The organism is Streptomyces sp. NPDC006385 (assembly GCF_040612485.1).
Lineage (GTDB): Bacteria > Actinomycetota > Actinomycetes > Streptomycetales > Streptomycetaceae > Streptomyces.
In genome coordinates this window covers 88,080-103,422 of record NZ_JBEXQG010000019.1, presented here as the reverse complement: position 1 = coordinate 103,422, position 15,343 = coordinate 88,080, and the positions used below count along the sequence as shown (strand labels likewise).

The 15,343-nt window shown below is 71.3% G+C and carries 15 protein-coding genes and 1 pseudogene; 11 read left to right on the top strand and 5 right to left on the bottom strand.

Translation table 11 applies throughout. From position 1 onward, the window contains the following. Positions 1-70: 70 nt before the first annotated feature. A complete protein-coding gene (locus ABZ078_RS17660; RefSeq protein WP_356576161.1) occupies positions 71-1,420 on the bottom strand; it encodes a S1 family peptidase in 1,350 nt (449 codons plus the stop codon). 188 nt (positions 1,421-1,608) lie between these two features. Between ABZ078_RS17660 and ABZ078_RS17655 the strand changes: the two genes are divergently transcribed. The 5 genes from ABZ078_RS17655 to ABZ078_RS17635 all read left to right on the top strand — a co-directional run bounded on the left by ABZ078_RS17655 (position 1,609) and on the right by ABZ078_RS17635 (position 8,702). After that, a complete protein-coding gene (locus ABZ078_RS17655; RefSeq protein ID WP_356576159.1) occupies positions 1,609-2,022 on the top strand; it encodes a PaaI family thioesterase in 414 nt (137 codons plus the stop codon). 476 nt (positions 2,023-2,498) lie between these two features. Then, positions 2,499-2,714, top strand: a complete 216-nt coding sequence (locus ABZ078_RS17650; RefSeq protein ID WP_356576157.1) for a type A2 lantipeptide — start codon at positions 2,499-2,501, stop codon at positions 2,712-2,714. 141 nt (positions 2,715-2,855) lie between these two features. Then, a complete protein-coding gene (locus ABZ078_RS17645; protein ID WP_356576155.1) occupies positions 2,856-3,662 on the top strand; it encodes an HlyD family efflux transporter periplasmic adaptor subunit in 807 nt (268 codons plus the stop codon). Next, complete coding sequence (locus ABZ078_RS17640; RefSeq protein ID WP_356576153.1) at positions 3,659-5,881, top strand: NHLP family bacteriocin export ABC transporter peptidase/permease/ATPase subunit; 2,223 nt, start codon at positions 3,659-3,661, stop codon at positions 5,879-5,881. Before ABZ078_RS17645 ends, ABZ078_RS17640 begins: the two co-directional genes overlap by 4 nt. Position 5,882: 1 nt before the next feature. Further along, complete coding sequence (locus ABZ078_RS17635) at positions 5,883-8,702, top strand: NHLP bacteriocin export ABC transporter permease/ATPase subunit (RefSeq protein ID WP_356576151.1); 2,820 nt, start codon at positions 5,883-5,885, stop codon at positions 8,700-8,702. A gap of 4 nt (positions 8,703-8,706) precedes the next feature. Here ABZ078_RS17635 and ABZ078_RS17630 read toward each other — a convergent pair whose 3' ends face one another. Then, positions 8,707-8,913: a hypothetical protein gene (locus ABZ078_RS17630; RefSeq protein ID WP_356576149.1), complete on the bottom strand. Its 207-nt coding sequence runs from the start codon at positions 8,911-8,913 to the stop codon at positions 8,707-8,709. A gap of 177 nt (positions 8,914-9,090) precedes the next feature. Then, a pseudogene (locus ABZ078_RS17625) lies at positions 9,091-9,390 on the bottom strand (metalloregulator ArsR/SmtB family transcription factor); the annotation flags it as partial. 79 nt (positions 9,391-9,469) lie between these two features. Between ABZ078_RS17625 and ABZ078_RS17620 the strand changes: the two are divergent. From ABZ078_RS17620 to ABZ078_RS17600, 5 genes are all read left to right on the top strand, one after another. Next, positions 9,470-10,486, top strand: coding sequence for a Ppx/GppA family phosphatase (locus tag ABZ078_RS17620; RefSeq protein WP_356576147.1), 1,017 nt, complete (start codon positions 9,470-9,472; stop codon positions 10,484-10,486). A 58-nt stretch (positions 10,487-10,544) separates the two neighbouring features. Next, on the top strand, positions 10,545-10,727 hold the full coding sequence (locus tag ABZ078_RS17615; RefSeq protein WP_356576145.1) for a hypothetical protein: 183 nt from the start codon (positions 10,545-10,547) through the stop codon (positions 10,725-10,727). Positions 10,728-10,973: 246 nt separating this feature from the next. Beyond that, positions 10,974-11,987, top strand: a complete 1,014-nt coding sequence (locus ABZ078_RS17610; protein ID WP_356576228.1) for an iron-containing redox enzyme family protein — start codon at positions 10,974-10,976, stop codon at positions 11,985-11,987. Next, on the top strand, positions 11,988-12,662 hold the full coding sequence (locus ABZ078_RS17605; protein WP_356576143.1) for a HemK2/MTQ2 family protein methyltransferase: 675 nt from the start codon (positions 11,988-11,990) through the stop codon (positions 12,660-12,662). Continuing rightward, positions 12,643-12,864 (top strand): CDGSH iron-sulfur domain-containing protein, encoded by a 222-nt coding sequence (locus tag ABZ078_RS17600; protein ID WP_356576141.1) that lies wholly within the window; start codon positions 12,643-12,645, stop codon positions 12,862-12,864. Before ABZ078_RS17605 ends, ABZ078_RS17600 begins: the two co-directional genes overlap by 20 nt. A 46-nt stretch (positions 12,865-12,910) precedes the next feature. Here ABZ078_RS17600 and ABZ078_RS17595 read toward each other — a convergent pair whose 3' ends face one another. Beyond that, a complete protein-coding gene (locus ABZ078_RS17595) occupies positions 12,911-13,999 on the bottom strand; it encodes an amidinotransferase (protein WP_356576139.1) in 1,089 nt (362 codons plus the stop codon). A 219-nt stretch (positions 14,000-14,218) separates the two neighbouring features. Between ABZ078_RS17595 and ABZ078_RS17590 the strand changes: the two genes are divergently transcribed. Continuing rightward, a complete protein-coding gene (locus tag ABZ078_RS17590) occupies positions 14,219-14,632 on the top strand; it encodes an STAS domain-containing protein (RefSeq protein WP_356576137.1) in 414 nt (137 codons plus the stop codon). Between the two features lie 163 nt (positions 14,633-14,795). On the opposite strand, the gene ABZ078_RS17585 is transcribed toward ABZ078_RS17590, so the two are convergent. Next, positions 14,796-15,230: a protease inhibitor gene (locus ABZ078_RS17585; protein WP_356576135.1), complete on the bottom strand. Its 435-nt coding sequence runs from the start codon at positions 15,228-15,230 to the stop codon at positions 14,796-14,798. Between the last annotated feature and the right edge of the window lie 113 nt (positions 15,231-15,343).

Sequence of the window (15,343 nt, the reverse complement as noted above, 5' to 3'; positions counted from 1 at the left end):
CCGCAACACGGGAGGTCCGGCCCTCCCGCCGGAGGGCCGGACCACGCGGGTACTCGGGACGGTGCCGGTGTCAGTTCACGCCGACTCCGTTGCCGACGATCTCGCCGAGGCCGTTGCCCGTGCCGTCGGCGTTGCCGCCGCCGACCTCTTCACCGGCCTCCTGACCGGCTCCGGCCTCCTGACCGGCACCGCCTTCCTCACCGGCTCCGGCCTCTTCACCGGCACCGGCCTGTCCGCCGCCGGCCTCTTCACCGGCTCCAGCTCCCTCACCGGCACCCGCGCCGCCCCCGACGCCGCCGCCGGCGCCGCCGCCGAGGGTCGCGCCGACCGCCTCCAGGGCGGTGGTCACCGGCTGGAAGAAGGTCTCGCCGCCGACCGTGCAGTCACCGCTGCCGCCGGAGGTCAGGCCGATCGCCAGGCCGTCCTGGGTGAACAGCGAGCCGCCGCTGTCGCCGGGTTCGGCACAGACGTTCGTCTGGATGAGCCCGGTGACCGTGCCCTCCGGGTAGTTCACGGTGGCGTCGAGCCCCGTGACCTGACCGTCGTTCAGTCCGGTGGTGCTGCCCATCCGGAAGACCTGGAGGCCGACCTCGGCGTCCGCGGCCTGGCTGATCGGGACGGTCTGGTCGCCGACGTTGACCTCGCTCGGGGCCTGGGTCGCCGGGTCGTCGTACTTCACGAGCGCGAAGTCGCCGGCGCCGGGGAAGGTGGACTGGTCGACGGTGGCGATCGGCTGGCCGCCCTCGGTGTCCGACCACTCGTTGCCGCCGAGCGTGCAGTGGCCCGCGGTCAGGAAGGCGGGAGAGCCGTCGCCCGCGGTGACGTTGAAGCCGGCCGAGCAGCGGGAGCCACCGGCGAAGATGGCGTCGCCGCCGGAGAGGAACGTCTTGAAGGTGCCGGCCGACTTCTTGATGGTCGCCATGCCCGAGCCGAGGCTCTCGACGGTCGACTCCAGCTGGTCCCAGTTGTCGCCGGTGACCGTGCTGTCGGCGGTGACGAGGATCTTGTTCGTTCTGGGGTCGACGGCCCAGGCGGTGCCCGGGATGGTCGCCTCGGACTTCAGGGTCTGCGCGCCGGCGTCGAGCTCGGCCAGGCTGTTGGCGACCTCGCGCACCTTCGCGCCGGCCTTCTTCGCCTGGACGATGACGTTGTTGTTGTCGCCGGGGATGACGTTGACGACGAGCTGCCGGCTCTCGGCGTCGTAGTAGGAACCGGCGAAGGCGTCGCCGAGCATGCCCGCGAGCTGCGAGGCGAGATCCGAGGCGTCCGCCGCCTTCAGGGTCTTGGGGGCGGCGGCGTCCTGCGCCGCGCCGTCCTGCGACGCGTTGGCGTTCGGCAGCAGGATCGCGGCCGCTCCGAGCGCCACCACGCTGCCCGCTGCTATCGCGGCCTTGCGCTTCGGAATTCGCTTGTGACTCAAACTTCTCGACCTCCTGGGGGGACGGGGTCTGTGCCGCCTGTGTGCGGCAGCTGTTCGGGGCGCCTGGTTGGCAGTGGGTACGCACGGGTCGCACGGGGCGTTCAATTCCGTTCGCGCGTGCCTGACTCGGGACACCGAATCGGCCAAGGACCGCGCCGCAGGGACCGGCGGCGGGAACAATCCCCCATATGACGATGACCACCGCCGAAGCCGACAAGATCCTCTCCGCCAACTTCGCCCCCTGGGTGCTCGCCCTCGGCCTGTCCGTCGAGGCCGTGGCGGATCACCGCGCGATCCTGCGTCTGCCCTGGTCGGACGGGCTGGCCCGGGAGGGCGGCGCACTGTCGGGGCAGGCGCTGATGGCCGCCGCCGACACGGCCACCGTGATCGCCGTGTCGGCGGCGCGCGGGGCGTACGGGCCGATGACGACGGTGCAGCAGTCGACGTCGTTCCAGCGCGCGGTGACCGGTTCGGATGTCCTGATCGAAGCGGTCGTCACCAAGCTGGGCCGCCGTATGGCGTTCGCCGACATCACGATGACCGACGAGGGATCGGGGGACATCGCGGCCCGAGCGAACACGGTGTACGCACTTCTGGGCTGACACGGTCCGCCACCGATCAGTAACGGTCGGTTGTGAATGTCGAGCGGAATCCTGGCTTCAGCGAATCTGCACATTCAATACTCAGCGAAGTCACCGGGCGCCGCGGTTCTGCACAAGGGGCTACCGACGGTCACCCCCTTGAGGCGGGAGTGTCGGATTCGCCACCGCGGCACCCCGGAGCCCCCCGAGCAGATGCAACAGCGCGTTCGAGCCGATGCTGTGACGCATGTGAAGAAGTCTTCGGCAAGACGTGACCGCGTCTGCACGGATGCCTGTATCCGTGATCCAAGTGCCCTGGTGAGGCCGCTGGTTGATTGGAAGCCCGCACCCGCAGCGTGCTTTGATCCATCGCACCGCGGGGGCCGCGAACGGTTTTCCGGAAACGGGCGCCGGGCGCCCGCGGTCGCGGCCGTCATCTGTCCCCAGAGGGGGCCGCTCCCCCTTGTGAAATATCCATTAGGAAGGGAAGTTCCATCATGAACTCCACCCCCCAGGTTGAGACCGTCGAGATCTCCGACGCCGAGCTCGACAACGTCTCCGGCGGCCTGCAGGTCAACGCCGTGAACGGTGCCCTCGACGCTGTCAACGGCATCGCCCCGGTTTCCGGCCTGGTCAACACGGTCGTCGGCACCGTGGAGGGTGTCACCGGCCTGAACACCGCCCCGGTTCACGGCCTGGTCGCCGGTCTCTGATCGCGCCTTTGTAGCCGGTGAGTCCCGGAGCCGTTCCCCGGCTCCGGGGCTCTCGGGTGCCGTAAAACGAACCGGCACCACCGCAGCACGACCGGCCCACGCGAGCCGGTCTCCCGTCATCCTCAGGTGAGGGAAAGTTCCGTGCAGTTCCGCCAACAGGCCCTCGCCAAGCTCCAGTCACCGGAGGAGCTCGACCTTCCGGTGCGCTTCGCCCGCCCGCAGGGCTGGCTGGTCCTCTCCGTGACGGTGGTCGTGATGGCCGCCGCGTCCGTGTGGGCGATGACCGGCTCGGTCGCCTCCACGGTCGGCGCGCCCGCCATCCTCACCCACGGCCAGGGCAGCTACGTCCTGCAGAGCCCGGTCGCCGGCCAGGTCACCGCCGTCCTCGCCAAGCAGGGCGAGCGGCTCCCGCCGAACTCCCCGGTCCTGAAGGTCCGCACCGCCAAGGGCGACACGATCGTGCGCACGGTCGCCGCGGGCCGGGTCACCGCGCTCGCCGCCACGATCGGGCAGATCATCTCCACCGGCGCGAACGTCGCCGCCGTGGAGAAGGTCGCCCACAGCAAGGACCCGCTGTACGCCACGGTCTACGTCCCCGCCGAGAACGCGGCCTCCATCCCCGACGACGCCGCCGTGGACCTCACCGTCCAGTCGGTGCCCACCCAGGAGTACGGCGTCCTGCGCGGTCATGTGAAGTCCGTGGACCGCACGGCGCAGTCGGCGCAGCAGATCGCCGCGTACCTCGGGGACAACCAGCTGGGCGAGCAGTTCACCAAGGACGGCAGGCCGGTCGCCGTGCTGGTGAAGCTGGACAAGGAGTCGAGCACCAAGAGCGGTTACAAGTGGTCGTCCGCCGACGGGCCGCCGTTCTCCCTCACCTCCATGACCATGGCCGACGCCTCGATCCGGCTGGCCGACCAGCGTCCCGTCGATTGGCTGCTGCCGTGAGCACCGCACAGGAGACCCGCAGCAGGCGCCGCGCCGCCCCGCCGAAGCGCCCGGTCCCCACGGGCCGGGCGAAGACGGTCCGTACCCCCACCGTGCTCCAGATGGAGGCCGTGGAGTGCGGTGCCGCCTCCCTCGCGATGGTGCTCGGGCACTACGGCCGCCACGTCCCACTGGAGGAGCTACGCATCGCGTGCGGTGTCTCCCGGGACGGCTCACGCGCGAGCAATCTGCTGAAGGCGGCGCGCAGTTACGGCCTGACGGCCAAGGGCATGCAGATGGACACGGCCGCCCTCGCCGAGGTGAAGACGCCGGCCGTCCTGTTCTGGGAGTTCAACCACTACGTCGTCTACGACGGCATGGGCCGCCGCTTCGGCCGCCGGGGCGTGTACATCAACGACCCCGCCAAGGGCCGCCGCTTCGTGCCCATGGAGGACTTCGACGGCAGCTTCACCGGCGTCGTCCTCGTCATGGAACCCGGCGAGGGCTTCAGCAAGGGCGGCCGCAAGCCGGGCATCCTGGGCGCCATGCCGGCCCGGCTGCGCGGCACCGCGGGCACGATGCCCGCCGCCGTGCTGGCGAGCCTGCTCCTGGTGGTGGTCGGCGCGGCGGTGCCCGCGCTGAGCCGCACCTACATCGACATGTTCCTCATCGGCGGCCAGACCTCCCTGCTGGGCGTGCTGTTCGCGTCGATGGGCAGCTGCGTGCTGCTCACGGTGGTGCTGACCTGGCTGCAACAGGCGAACCTGCTGCGCGGCCGCATCATCTCCTCCACCCTGTCCAGCGCCCGCTTCCTGCGGCATCTGCTGCGGCTGCCGGTGACGTTCTTCTCCCAGCGCAGCCCGGCCGACCTGGTGCAGCGCCTCCAGTCGAACGACGCCGTGGCCGAGACCCTGGCCCGCGACCTCGCGGCGGCGGGCGTGGACGCGGTGGTCGTCGTCCTCTACGCGCTCCTCCTCTACACATACGACCCCCAGCTCACCTTCGTCGGCATCGGCGTCGCCCTGCTGAACGTCGTCGCCATGCGGGTCGTCATCCGCCTGCGCGCCACCCGCACGGCGAAGCTGCGCGCGGACAACGCCCGGCTCACGAACACCGCCTACACCGGGCTCCAGCTCATCGAGACGATGAAGGCGACCGGCGGCGAGGACGGCTACTTCCGCAAGTGGGCCGGACAGCACGCCACCACGCTGGAGGAGCAGCAGCGCCTCGGCGTGCCGAGCGCCTGGCTGGGCGTGGTCGCCCCCACGCTCGCCACGCTCAACAGCGCGCTCATCCTCTGGATCGGCGGCATGCGCGCGGTCGAGGGTGGCATATCCGTCGGCCTGCTGGTCGCCTTCCAGGCCCTGGTCACCCGCTTCACCGCCCCGATCACCCGCCTCAACGGCGTCGCGGGCCGCATACAGGACTTCGCCGCCGACGTGGCCCGCCTGAAGGACGTGGAGAACTTCGAGGCGGACCCGCTCTACGGACGCCCCGGCACCGGCGAGTCGACGCGCCGACTGCACGGCCACGTCGAGCTGCAGAACATCACCTTCGGCTACAGCCCGCTCGACAAGCCCCTGCTGACGGGTTTCGACCTGACGGTGGGACCCGGCCAGCAGGTGGCCCTGGTCGGCGGCTCCGGCAGCGGGAAGTCGACGGTCTCCCGGCTGATCTCGGGCCTGTACGCGCCCTGGGAGGGCGTCATCCGTATCGACGACCGGCGCATCGAGGACATCCCGCGCGGCGCGCTCGCCGCCTCCGTCTCCTTCGTCGACCAGGAGGTGTTCCTCTTCGAGGGCACGGTCCGCGACAACGTGGCGCTGTGGGACCCGTCGATCCCGGACGACGCCGTGGTGGACGCGTTGCGGGACGCGGCGCTGTACGACGTGGTGATGCGCCGCCCCGGCGGCATCCACAGCAAGGTCGAGCAGGACGGCCGCAACTTCTCCGGCGGGCAGCGCCAGCGCCTGGAGATCGCGCGGGCGCTGGTGCGCCGCCCCAGCATCCTGGTCCTCGACGAGGTGACCAGCGCCCTGGACGCCGAGACCGAGCTGGTCGTGATGGACAACCTGCGCAAGCGCGGCTGTGCCTGCGTGGTGATCGCGCACCGGCTCAGCACCGTGCGCGACAGCGACGAGATCGTCGTACTCCAGCACGGCACGATCGTCGAGCGCGGGCGGCACGAGGAGCTGGTGGCGCGCGGCGGCGCGTACGCGGCGCTGGTCAAGGAGCGGTGAGATGACCTCCGTCCACGAGGGTGACCTCGTTCTCGACGCGCTCGGGCAGATGGGCACGCGCATCGACTGCGCCGGCTTCAACCGCCTCGACCTCGAAGGACCGCAGGTGCTGTGGCTGGTCGCGTCCGGTGCCGTGGACCTGTTCGCGGTCGACGCCGGGCAGCAGGGCCACTGGCACCACCTCGGCCGGCTGGAGGCGGGCTCGCTGCTGCTCGGCCCGGTCGCCGGGCCCCAGCACACGCTGGTGGCACGCCCGCTGAGGGACTGCGTCGTGCACCGCATCGGGCTGCGCGAGCTCTACCAGCCCGCGCACACGCAGACCTGGTCCTACGACGAGTACGGCAACCCCCAGTACATCCCCCCGACGACGAGCCCGCTGGAGTACGCCCTCGCGCTCGGCGTCGGCCGCAGCCTCTCCATCCTCTTCCAGGCGCCGATGGCGACCGAGGGGGCGGCCGCCGAGGTGACCGACGACGACGTGTTCTGGATGCAGGTGCCGCCGGGGAGCGTGCAGTACGGATCGCTGTACGGCGCGGAGGCGGCCGCCGACCTGCTGATGGACCCGGCGGTCTGGCAGTCCATGGTCGACCAGCAGTACCGCCTGCTGACCACGCTGGACCGCTGGATCGAGCAGCTGGAGCGCACGCACGAGACGCGCACCGCGGCGGGCATCAAGGCCGGCGAGGCGGTGCGGGCCCAGGCCGACCAGACGCTGCTGGCGTCCATCGGCAAGCGGGGCGACAAGCGCACGACGGCCGCCGACGCGGACGCCGGCTACGCGGCCTGCAAGCTGGTCGCGCAGGCCGCCGGCATCACGCTGGCCGAGCCCGCGCAGAGCGGCACCGAGAGCGACCGGCTGGACCTGATCGAGCAGGTCGCCCTCGCCTCCCGCGTGCGCACCAGGGCCGTACGGCTGGACGGACGGTGGTGGCGGGACAACATCGGCCCGCTGGTCGGCCACCGGGCGCTGTCCGGTGCGCCGGTGGCGCTGCTGTGGCGGCGCGGTGGCTATGTGGCCGTCCATCCGTCGACCGGTCGTGAGACGCCGGTCGAGAAGGCCAACGCCGAGGAGTTCGAGCCGCGCGCGGTGATGTTCTACCGTCCGCTGCCCGACCGCGCGTTGAGCCCGCTGCGGCTGCTGCGGTTCACGATGCGGGGCACGGGAGGCGACCTCACCAACCTTCTGCTGAGCGGTCTGGTGACCGTGGCGATCGGCGCGCTGGTGCCGATCGCGACCGGCAAGGTGCTCGGCGAGTTCGTGCCGAAGGCACAGACCGAGCTGATCGTGCAGTTCTGCCTGGCCGTGATGATCAGCGGTGTGGTGGCCGCTGCGTTCATGCTGCTGCAGAACCTGACGATCCTGCGGCTGGAGGGCCGGATCGAGGCGACGCTCCAACCGGCCCTGTGGGACCGGTTGCTGCGGCTGCCCACGAAGTTCTTCACCCAGCGCTCGACCGGCGAACTGGCGAGCCAGGCCATGGGCATCAGCGCGATCCGCCGCCTGCTGGCCGGTGTCGGCCCCGTCGTCGCGCAGTCGGTGACGGTGGGCGTGATGAACCTGGCGCTGCTGCTCTGGTTCAGCGTGCCGATGGCGCTGGCGGCGATCGGCATGCTCGTCGTCATCGCGGCCGTCTTCCTGGGGCTGGGGTTGTGGCAGGTGCGCTGGCAGCGGCGGCTGGTGGTGCTGAGCAACAAGCTCAACAACCAGGCGTTCCAGACGCTGCGCGGTCTGCCGAAGCTGCGGGTCGCGGCGGCCGAGAACTACGCGTACGCGGCCTGGGCGGACCGGTTCGCGCGCAGCCGTGAGCTCCAGCAGAAGGTGGGGCGGATCAAGAACCTCACCACGGTGCTGGGCGCGGTGTATCTGCCGCTGTGCACCCTGCTGATGTTCATGCTGCTGGCGGGCCCCGCGCGCGGGTCGATGTCGGCGGCCGCGTTCCTCACCTTCAACACCTCGGTGACGATGCTGCTGACCTCGGTCACCCAGCTGACCGGCGCGTTCGTCTCGGCCGTGGCGGCGCTGCCGCTGTTCGAGGAGATCAAGCCGGTCCTGGAGGCCACACCCGAGGTGAGCAGGGCGAGCACCCGCCCGGGTCCGCTGACCGGGGCGATCGAGGCACGCCGGCTGTCCTTCCGTTACTCCGACGACGGTCCCCTCGTCCTCGACGACGTGTCCTTCGAGGTCCGGCCCGGCGAGTTCGTGGCGATCGTCGGCCCGAGCGGCTGCGGCAAGTCGACGCTGCTCAGGCTGCTGATCGGCTTCGACAAACCGGTCTCGGGCAGTGTGCTGTACGACGGCCAGGACCTGGCCGCGCTGGACCAGTCCGCCGTGCGGCGGCAGTGCGGGGTCGTGCTCCAGCACGCGCAGCCGTTCACCGGGTCCATCCTGGACGTCATCTGCGGTACGGAGCCGTACACGCCGGAGGAGGCGATGGCCGCGGCCGAGATGGCGGGCCTCGCCGAGGACATCAAGCGGATGCCGATGGGACTGCACACGATCGTCTCGGGCAGCGGCGCGATCTCCGGCGGCCAGCGTCAGCGCCTGATGATCGCCCAGGCGTTGATCCGCCGCCCGCGCATCCTGTTCTTCGACGAGGCGACCAGTGCCCTCGACAACGAGACGCAGCGCACGGTCATCGAGTCGACCAGGGCCCTCAACGCCACTCGCGTCGTCATCGCACACCGTCTGTCGACGGTGCTGGACGCCGACCGTGTGATCGTGATGGAGGACGGCAAGGTCGCCCAGCAGGGTCCGCCCGCACAGCTTCTCGCGGACACCGGCGGGCGGCTGCACGAGCTGGTGCGACGCCAGATGGCGTGACGGGTCAGGCGTCCAGGCCCGGAACGGGGGCGCCGGAGGGAACACCGGCCGCCACGTAGGCGTCGTAGAACTCCTTCCAGGGCGCGCTCGCCCCGGCGTGCGGCCCCTCGAAACGCGCCCCGCGCGCGTGTGCGTCCGGGGCGGCCAGGGCGGCCAGGCACACCTCCCGGCCCGCGCTGTTGCGGGCGGCGGTGTTCTCGGCGACGAGCACGTCGGGGAGCGTGAACCGGGTGCGCCCGTCCTCCGGGGCCGCCAGGTCGAAGTGCAGTTCGTCGCCGAAGTTCCGGTCGCCGCCGAACTTGATCGCGCCGCCGGGGCGCGAGCGGACGGCCGGGCGGCCGTCGTCCAGGGTCAGACAGGTGCCGGTGAGGTCGGCGGTCGTGGTGGATCAGTCCTTCGTGGTGAGCTCTCGGGGGTCGACCGGGGTGTCGTCGTCCGAGGTGTCGTCCGGCGTTTCGTCGAGGCGGCGGCCCAGGGCGTCCAGGCTGCGGTTCCAGAGCCTGCGGTACGGGGCGAGCCAGGCGTCGAGTTCGGCGATCGGGGCGGGGTCGAGGGCGTAGACACGGCGCTGGGCGTCCTGCCGCACCCGCACCATGCCGGCCTCGCGCAGCACCTTCAGATGCTTCGAGGTGCTCGGCTGGCTCAGCCCGCATGCCGCCACGATCTCCCCGACGGACCGCGGCCGCTCGTATTCCTTTCAAGGAATACGAGCCCTCGCTCCCGTGCGCCCCCGTTGCACCGGCCTCGAAACGGGTACACGCCGTCGCATGCGAATCAGCGTGGTGGATGTGGGGTCGAACACGGTCCGGCTGGTGGTGGCCGACGCCCAGGACGGGGTGCCCCTGCCCGTCCATACGGAGAAGTGGCGGCTGAGGCTGTCCGAACAGGTCAAGCCGGGGGACGGCATCCCCGAGGAGGCCGTCGAGCAGCTGGTGGGCGCGGTCTGCGCCGCGAGCCGGACCGCGACCAGGTGGGGGGCCACCGCTCCTTTGGCCTTCGCGACGGCCGTCGTACGCAACGCGCCGAACCGCCGGGAGGTGCTGCGCACCGTGCGGGCGCGGACCGGGGTGAGCCTGTGCACGCTGCCGGGCGAACTGGAGGCCGAGCTGACCTTCCTCGGAGCACGGCGGTGGATGGGCTGGCGGGCGGGGCCGCTCGCCCTGCTGGACATCGGCGGGGGCTCGCTCGAAGTCGCCTTCGGCCGCGGCCGGTTGCCCGACTTCGTGGCGTCGCTGCCGCTCGGCGCGCAGAGGCTGACCCATGAGTTCTTCGCCGACGAGGACCCGCCGGCGCCGGCCCGCATCCGGGAGCTGCGCCGCAAGGTCCGTCATCAACTGCGGGACGTGGCGGCCCGGATCCGCTGGGAGGGACCGCGCACGGCCGCCGCCACGTCGCGTACGTTCCAGCAGCTCGGCCGGTTGTGCGGGGCCGCGCCGGGGCGTCACGGACCGTTCGTGGAACGGGAGTTGACGCGCTCGGACCTGAGCGAGGCGATCGAGCGCCTGTCTCCGCTGCCGGCCGCCGAACGCGCCCTGCTCCCCGGGATCTCCGCACCACGTGCCGCGCAGAGCCTGGCCGGTGCGGTGGTCGCGCACACGGCGATGAAGCTGACCGGACTGAGGTCGGTGACGATCTGCCCCTGGGCGATCCGCGAGGGGATCATGCTGCGGCAGATCGAGGACGGCGCGTCCTGGTGGGCCGAGGTCAGCCGCCTCGACGAGGAGGCCGAGGACGCCCCTGAACCGGTGCCCCTGCGGATCGCGAGCACGCCGGCGACCCACTGACACCCGACGACGCAGGACGACGGAGCAGGACGACGGAGCACGGCGGAGGGAGACTTTCGTGCCCCACGACAAGAAGCACACCGAGGAACACCCCGAGACGGCGTTCGAGGAGGTCATGGAGGAGATCGCCGACGCCGAGCACCGTACCCGGGACACCGCCGAGCAGCGCCGCCGCAGGGGCGAGGCCGGCGAGGCCATCACCCCGAACACGCGCGCCCAGGAGGAGTCCGAGGGCGAGTGAGCGGGCGGGGCCGCCTGTCCCGGCGGCGGCCCCGCGACCCGGTTGTCGGCGACCGGACCGCCCTCCTCGTCCGCCTTGGACAGCATCGCGGCCGGCGCGTCCGTGTCGGAGGGCTCCGGTGGCCCCTGAGGTTGCTGTTGATCACGGGTGCCTTCATCCGACCCGGAGTACCACCGCCCCGAGTCCACGCGGACGGGTGGCCCGGCAGCTCACGGGTACCCGGCCGCCATGGCACACGACGTCCGTATGGCACACGCCGGTGAGGGCCCCCGCCTGCCGTCCGCGCGCGGCCCCGTCTCCGCCGCCGTCGAGGACTATCTGCGGGGCGCCGGCCCGCCGCCCCGGCAGGCCGACATCGGGCGTGCGGCCGTCTACGGCGACGATCTCCAGCTGGCGCTCTACCTCTGCTACGAGCTGCACTACCGCGGTTTCGCCGGCGTGCCCGAGTCCCACGAGTGGGATCCGGACCTGCTGCGCGTGCGCGCCGCGCTGGAGCACCGCTTCCTGACCGCCCTGCGCACGGACGTGTCCTGCCACGACAGCGTCGAGGACGCGCTGGCCGACCTGCTCGTCGAACCCGTCGACGGCGCGGGCGTCAGTCACTACCTGGCCGCCGAGGGCGAGTTGTGGCAGCTGCGCGAGTACGCCGCCCAGCGCTCCCTGTACCACCTCAAGGAGGCGGACCCGCACGCCTGGGTGCTGCCCCGGCTGTGGGGAAGGGCCAAGGCCGGCATGGCCGCGGTGGAGTTCGACGAGTACGGCGGCGGCCGCCCCGACCGCGTCCACGCGCGCCTGTTCGCCGACCTGATGACGGACCTCGGCCTGGACACCACCTACGGCCACTACCTCGACGCGGCGACCGCGGAGGCGCTGGCCACGGTCAACCTCATGTCCCTGCTCGGCCTGCACCGGGCGCTGCGCGGAGCGCTGGTCGGTCATTTCGCGGCGGTCGAGATCACCTCGTCGCCGGGCTCGCGGCGACTGGCCGAGGCGATGCGGCGGACGGGCGCCGGGCCCGCCGCCGAGCACTTCTACGACGAGCACGTCGAGGCGGACGCGGTGCACGAGCAGGTCGTCCGCCACGAGGTCATCGGCGGCCTGCTCGCCGAGGAACCGCGTCTCGCCCCCGACATCGCCTTCGGGATCGACGTCACCGGACATCTGGAGGACCGCTTCGGCGACCGGTTGCTCGACGCCTGGCGCACCGGACGATCGTCGCTGCGCACGCCCCAGGATTCCGGAATCTCCCTTATTTCCTGAATGCCGGGGTACCCGGACTCCGTGAAACCACTGGTGCCACCGGGCGTGTACGCCCCTCAGGAAGACACCGACCTCCTGGTCGGTGCGCTGCGCGACGAGCCCTTGCCCAGCGGCGCGGACGTCCTCGACGTGGGAACCGGTTCGGGCGCGCTGGCGATCGAGGCCGCACGCCGCGGTACCCGGGTGACCGCGGTGGACGTGTCGTGGCGGGCGGTGTGCACGGCCCGGCTGAACGCCTGGCTCGCCCGCAGCCCGGTGCGGATCCGGCACGGCAACCTCTTCGCCCCGGTGCGCGGGCAGTCGTTCGACCTCATTCTGGCCAATCCCCCGTATGTGCCCGCGCCCGAGACGGGCCGCGCGCCGCACGGTGCGGCCCGGGCGTGGGACGCGGGTCGCGACGGACGTCTCGTCATCGACCGGATCTGCCGGGAGGCCCCGGGCCTGCTGCGCCCCGGCGGTGTCCTGCTGGTCGTGCACTCGGCGTTCAGCAGCCCCGACCGGACGCTGTCGCACCTGCGCGGGGAGGGACTGAAGGCCTCCGTGACACGGCGCCGGGTGGTTCCGTTCGGCCCCGTACTGCGCTCCCGGGAGGGCTGGCTGCGGCGGCGCGGCCTGCTGTCCGCCCCGGAGCCGAGGGAGGAACTGGTGGTCGTCCGTGCCGAACTCCCGGTCTGACGAGCCGCGCCGGATCAAGGTCCGGCGCCCGGGCCCCCTGTTGGTGGAGGGCCCGGTCGAGGTGGAGTTGGAGGACGGCACGACCGTGTCCTCCGACCGCTTCTGTGTCGCCCTGTGCACCTGCCGCCGCAGCCGCCGCTATCCGTGGTGCGACACCAGCCATCGCGACCGCGCCAAGACCGACGCGCCAAGGGCCCGTTGAGGGCCGGCCGACGGTCGTCGGTCACGTCGTCGGTCAGTCGACGTCATCAGTCGAAGTACGACTCCAGCGTGCCGCGTCGGCGGATGTCCAGCGTCGCGCAGTGGAACGAGCCGCCGAACGGCGCGTAGTGCAGCAGGTCGCACGGGATGGGCTCGAATCCCCACTGTTCGAGCGCGCGCAGCATGCCGGTGTGGTGGCGCTCGGCGATCACGCGCTTCTCGTCGAGCATGAGCACGTTCATGCTGAGCCACTTGCCGCACATCGAGGTGATGCCGAGCAGTCGGTCGTCGATCGGGTCGGGCTCGGGAGCGACCAGGACGTCCCACGAACTCAGGACCTCGGGCAGGTGGTCGACGTCGATGTACTCGGGGTTGACCAGGACCTTGCCGGGCGCGAGCAGGACGAACGTCGTGTCGATGTGCATGGGCGTGCGGCAGCGGCTCTCGATCTCATGGATGCGATAGCCGGGGCCGAGATGGCGGCGCAGCCACTCGATGCCCATCCGGTTGGTGACATTGCTCCGGGTGACGAACAGATCGCGTCCCGCGCGTACGAAGTCCGCCGCATCGAACACCGGCTCGAACTCGGTGAGGATGTACCGCATGGGCTCGCCGGGCGCGGGCGCTCGGAAACCGGGCTCGAACAACTCGTCGGTGAGCTGCGGCTTCGGTGCCGCCGTCCAGCGCGCGCCGCGCCGGAAGTAGTCCTTCAGGACGGGCCGGTAGGAGTGGGTCTCGAAGTACCGGCACGGCCAGGCCATCGGCGTCTCGATGATCTCGTCGCCGATCACGAGCATGCTGTCGCGCGGACAGGTGTTGCAGAATCCGCGCGACCTCCAGTGCGGGGTGCCGAAGCGTCTCTTGTGGTCGACCTCGTCCGGGCGCCTGACCGTGATGTCGAGGGAGCGCAGCAGGGCGACGAACTCCTCGAGTTCGCGCTGGGCGCTCTCGATCAGCACGCGCGGATACTTGAGGCCGCCGGCGAGGCCCAGCAACCGCGCCGCCCAGGGCGGGACGTTGCAGGTGACAACCGGATGACGGGAGGGAAACGTCGCGCCTTCGAGGCGCCCGACGAGAATCTCCTCCAACGGGTCCCACTCATTGTGTGAATTGACCGGTGAGAGAAAGGGCTCCACAGCACGGCCGAGTACCCCTTGCTCGCTCGCTCACTCAACGCGGCGGGACGGAACTTTCAGCGAACGTCGAGGGCCAACACCGACACGGAGTCAACCCCCTCAGCCCGATTTTCACCAGGTCGAGTGAACCAGATCTTGTCCGCCGCGCCTCAGGGATGCACATACCCGCCTGAGGGTAACTACCCGGATCACATACGCCCCTGCCGAGGTGGAGCGGACATGACGCCGGACGCAGACGACCTCGCCCCCCGTTCGCCCGAGGACCTGGCCGCGGACTTCTCCCGGCCCCTGCCGCCCCCGGCGAACACGCATGCCCGCACCCGCAGAAGCGGTCCGTTCACCGTGGTCGAGGTCATGGGCGAGATCGACCTGGCGACGGCGGTGTTCGTCGCCGAACATCTGGACGCGGCGACGGCACGGCCTGAGTCGGACGTGCTGGTGGATCTGCGGCGGGCCGACTTCTTCGACTGCTCGGGACTGCGCGTGCTGTGCCGGGCCGACACGCGGGCCAGGGACCGCGGCGGCCGCCTCCGGATCGTCTCCGACGCGGCGCGGATACGGCGGCTGTTGCGCGGCGCGGGCCTGCTGGGCCGCTTCACGCCCTTGCCCGGGATCCCCGGGGAGGTCGGCTGATCGATGGTGATCCGAGGTGCCGGCGGTGATCCGAGGTGCCGGCCGGGCGGCCCCACTCCGCCCGGCCGACCCCCGGTACGAGATCGCGGTGGTCCCTCGGCAGAGTCGCACTCCCCATCTGCGACCTCTGCCGAACTGCACGGGGACCATGCGATCCCGGCCCTTAGAACGCGAAGAGGCTCGTCGCGTAGGAGCCCTTCACGCACTCGTTGGCGAAGGTGCGCTCATAGGAGACACGTTGGCCCTGCCAGACCCCGTCGACCGTGACCACCACTGGGTCGTACTGCTTGGTGCACAGCACGCCTTCTCTGCTCTGCAGGGCGTCGAAGTTCCCGTTCACTCCGCGTAGTTCGGCGCAGGCCGAGGCGGCGGCGGGGTGGGTGCCCGACGGCGTCGGGGCACAGCTCAGGGTGACCGCTCGCACCGGCGTGGCCATGGTGACGTCGTCACCGTGGGCCACCGTGAGCACGAGGGCCGAAGGGGCGTAGAGGGAGGCGGGGGCGGCGTCCGGGGTGGCGAGGGCGGATCCGGTGAGGGGTCCGCAGACGGCGGTGGCCGTGAGGCCGAGGGTCGCTGCCCAGCGCGCGGTGTTCCGCATTGTGTGCATCCTTCCGCTCGAGTCGAGGGTGTGCCGGCTCCGGCGCGATCGGTGCCGGAGCGACGAGCGGGAGTCTGCCGAGTCCGCCGCCGAAACTCACATCGACACCACCG

Excerpts from the sequence above, each read along its gene's own strand:
- ABZ078_RS17655 (WP_356576159.1), top strand. The coding sequence starts at position 1,609 with ATGACGATGACCACCGCCGAAGCCGACAAGATCCTCTCCGCCAACTTC.
- ABZ078_RS17650 (WP_356576157.1), top strand. The coding sequence starts at position 2,499 with ATGAACTCCACCCCCCAGGTTGAGACCGTCGAGATCTCCGACGCCGAG.
- ABZ078_RS17635 (WP_356576151.1), top strand. The coding sequence starts at position 5,883 with ATGACCTCCGTCCACGAGGGTGACCTCGTTCTCGACGCGCTCGGGCAG.
- ABZ078_RS17620 (WP_356576147.1), top strand. The coding sequence starts at position 9,470 with ATGCGAATCAGCGTGGTGGATGTGGGGTCGAACACGGTCCGGCTGGTG.
- ABZ078_RS17610 (WP_356576228.1), top strand. The coding sequence starts at position 10,974 with ATGGCACACGCCGGTGAGGGCCCCCGCCTGCCGTCCGCGCGCGGCCCC.
- ABZ078_RS17605 (WP_356576143.1), top strand. The coding sequence starts at position 11,988 with ATGCCGGGGTACCCGGACTCCGTGAAACCACTGGTGCCACCGGGCGTG.
- ABZ078_RS17590 (WP_356576137.1), top strand. The coding sequence starts at position 14,219 with ATGACGCCGGACGCAGACGACCTCGCCCCCCGTTCGCCCGAGGACCTG.
- ABZ078_RS17585 (WP_356576135.1), bottom strand. The coding sequence starts at position 15,230 with ATGCGGAACACCGCGCGCTGGGCAGCGACCCTCGGCCTCACGGCCACC.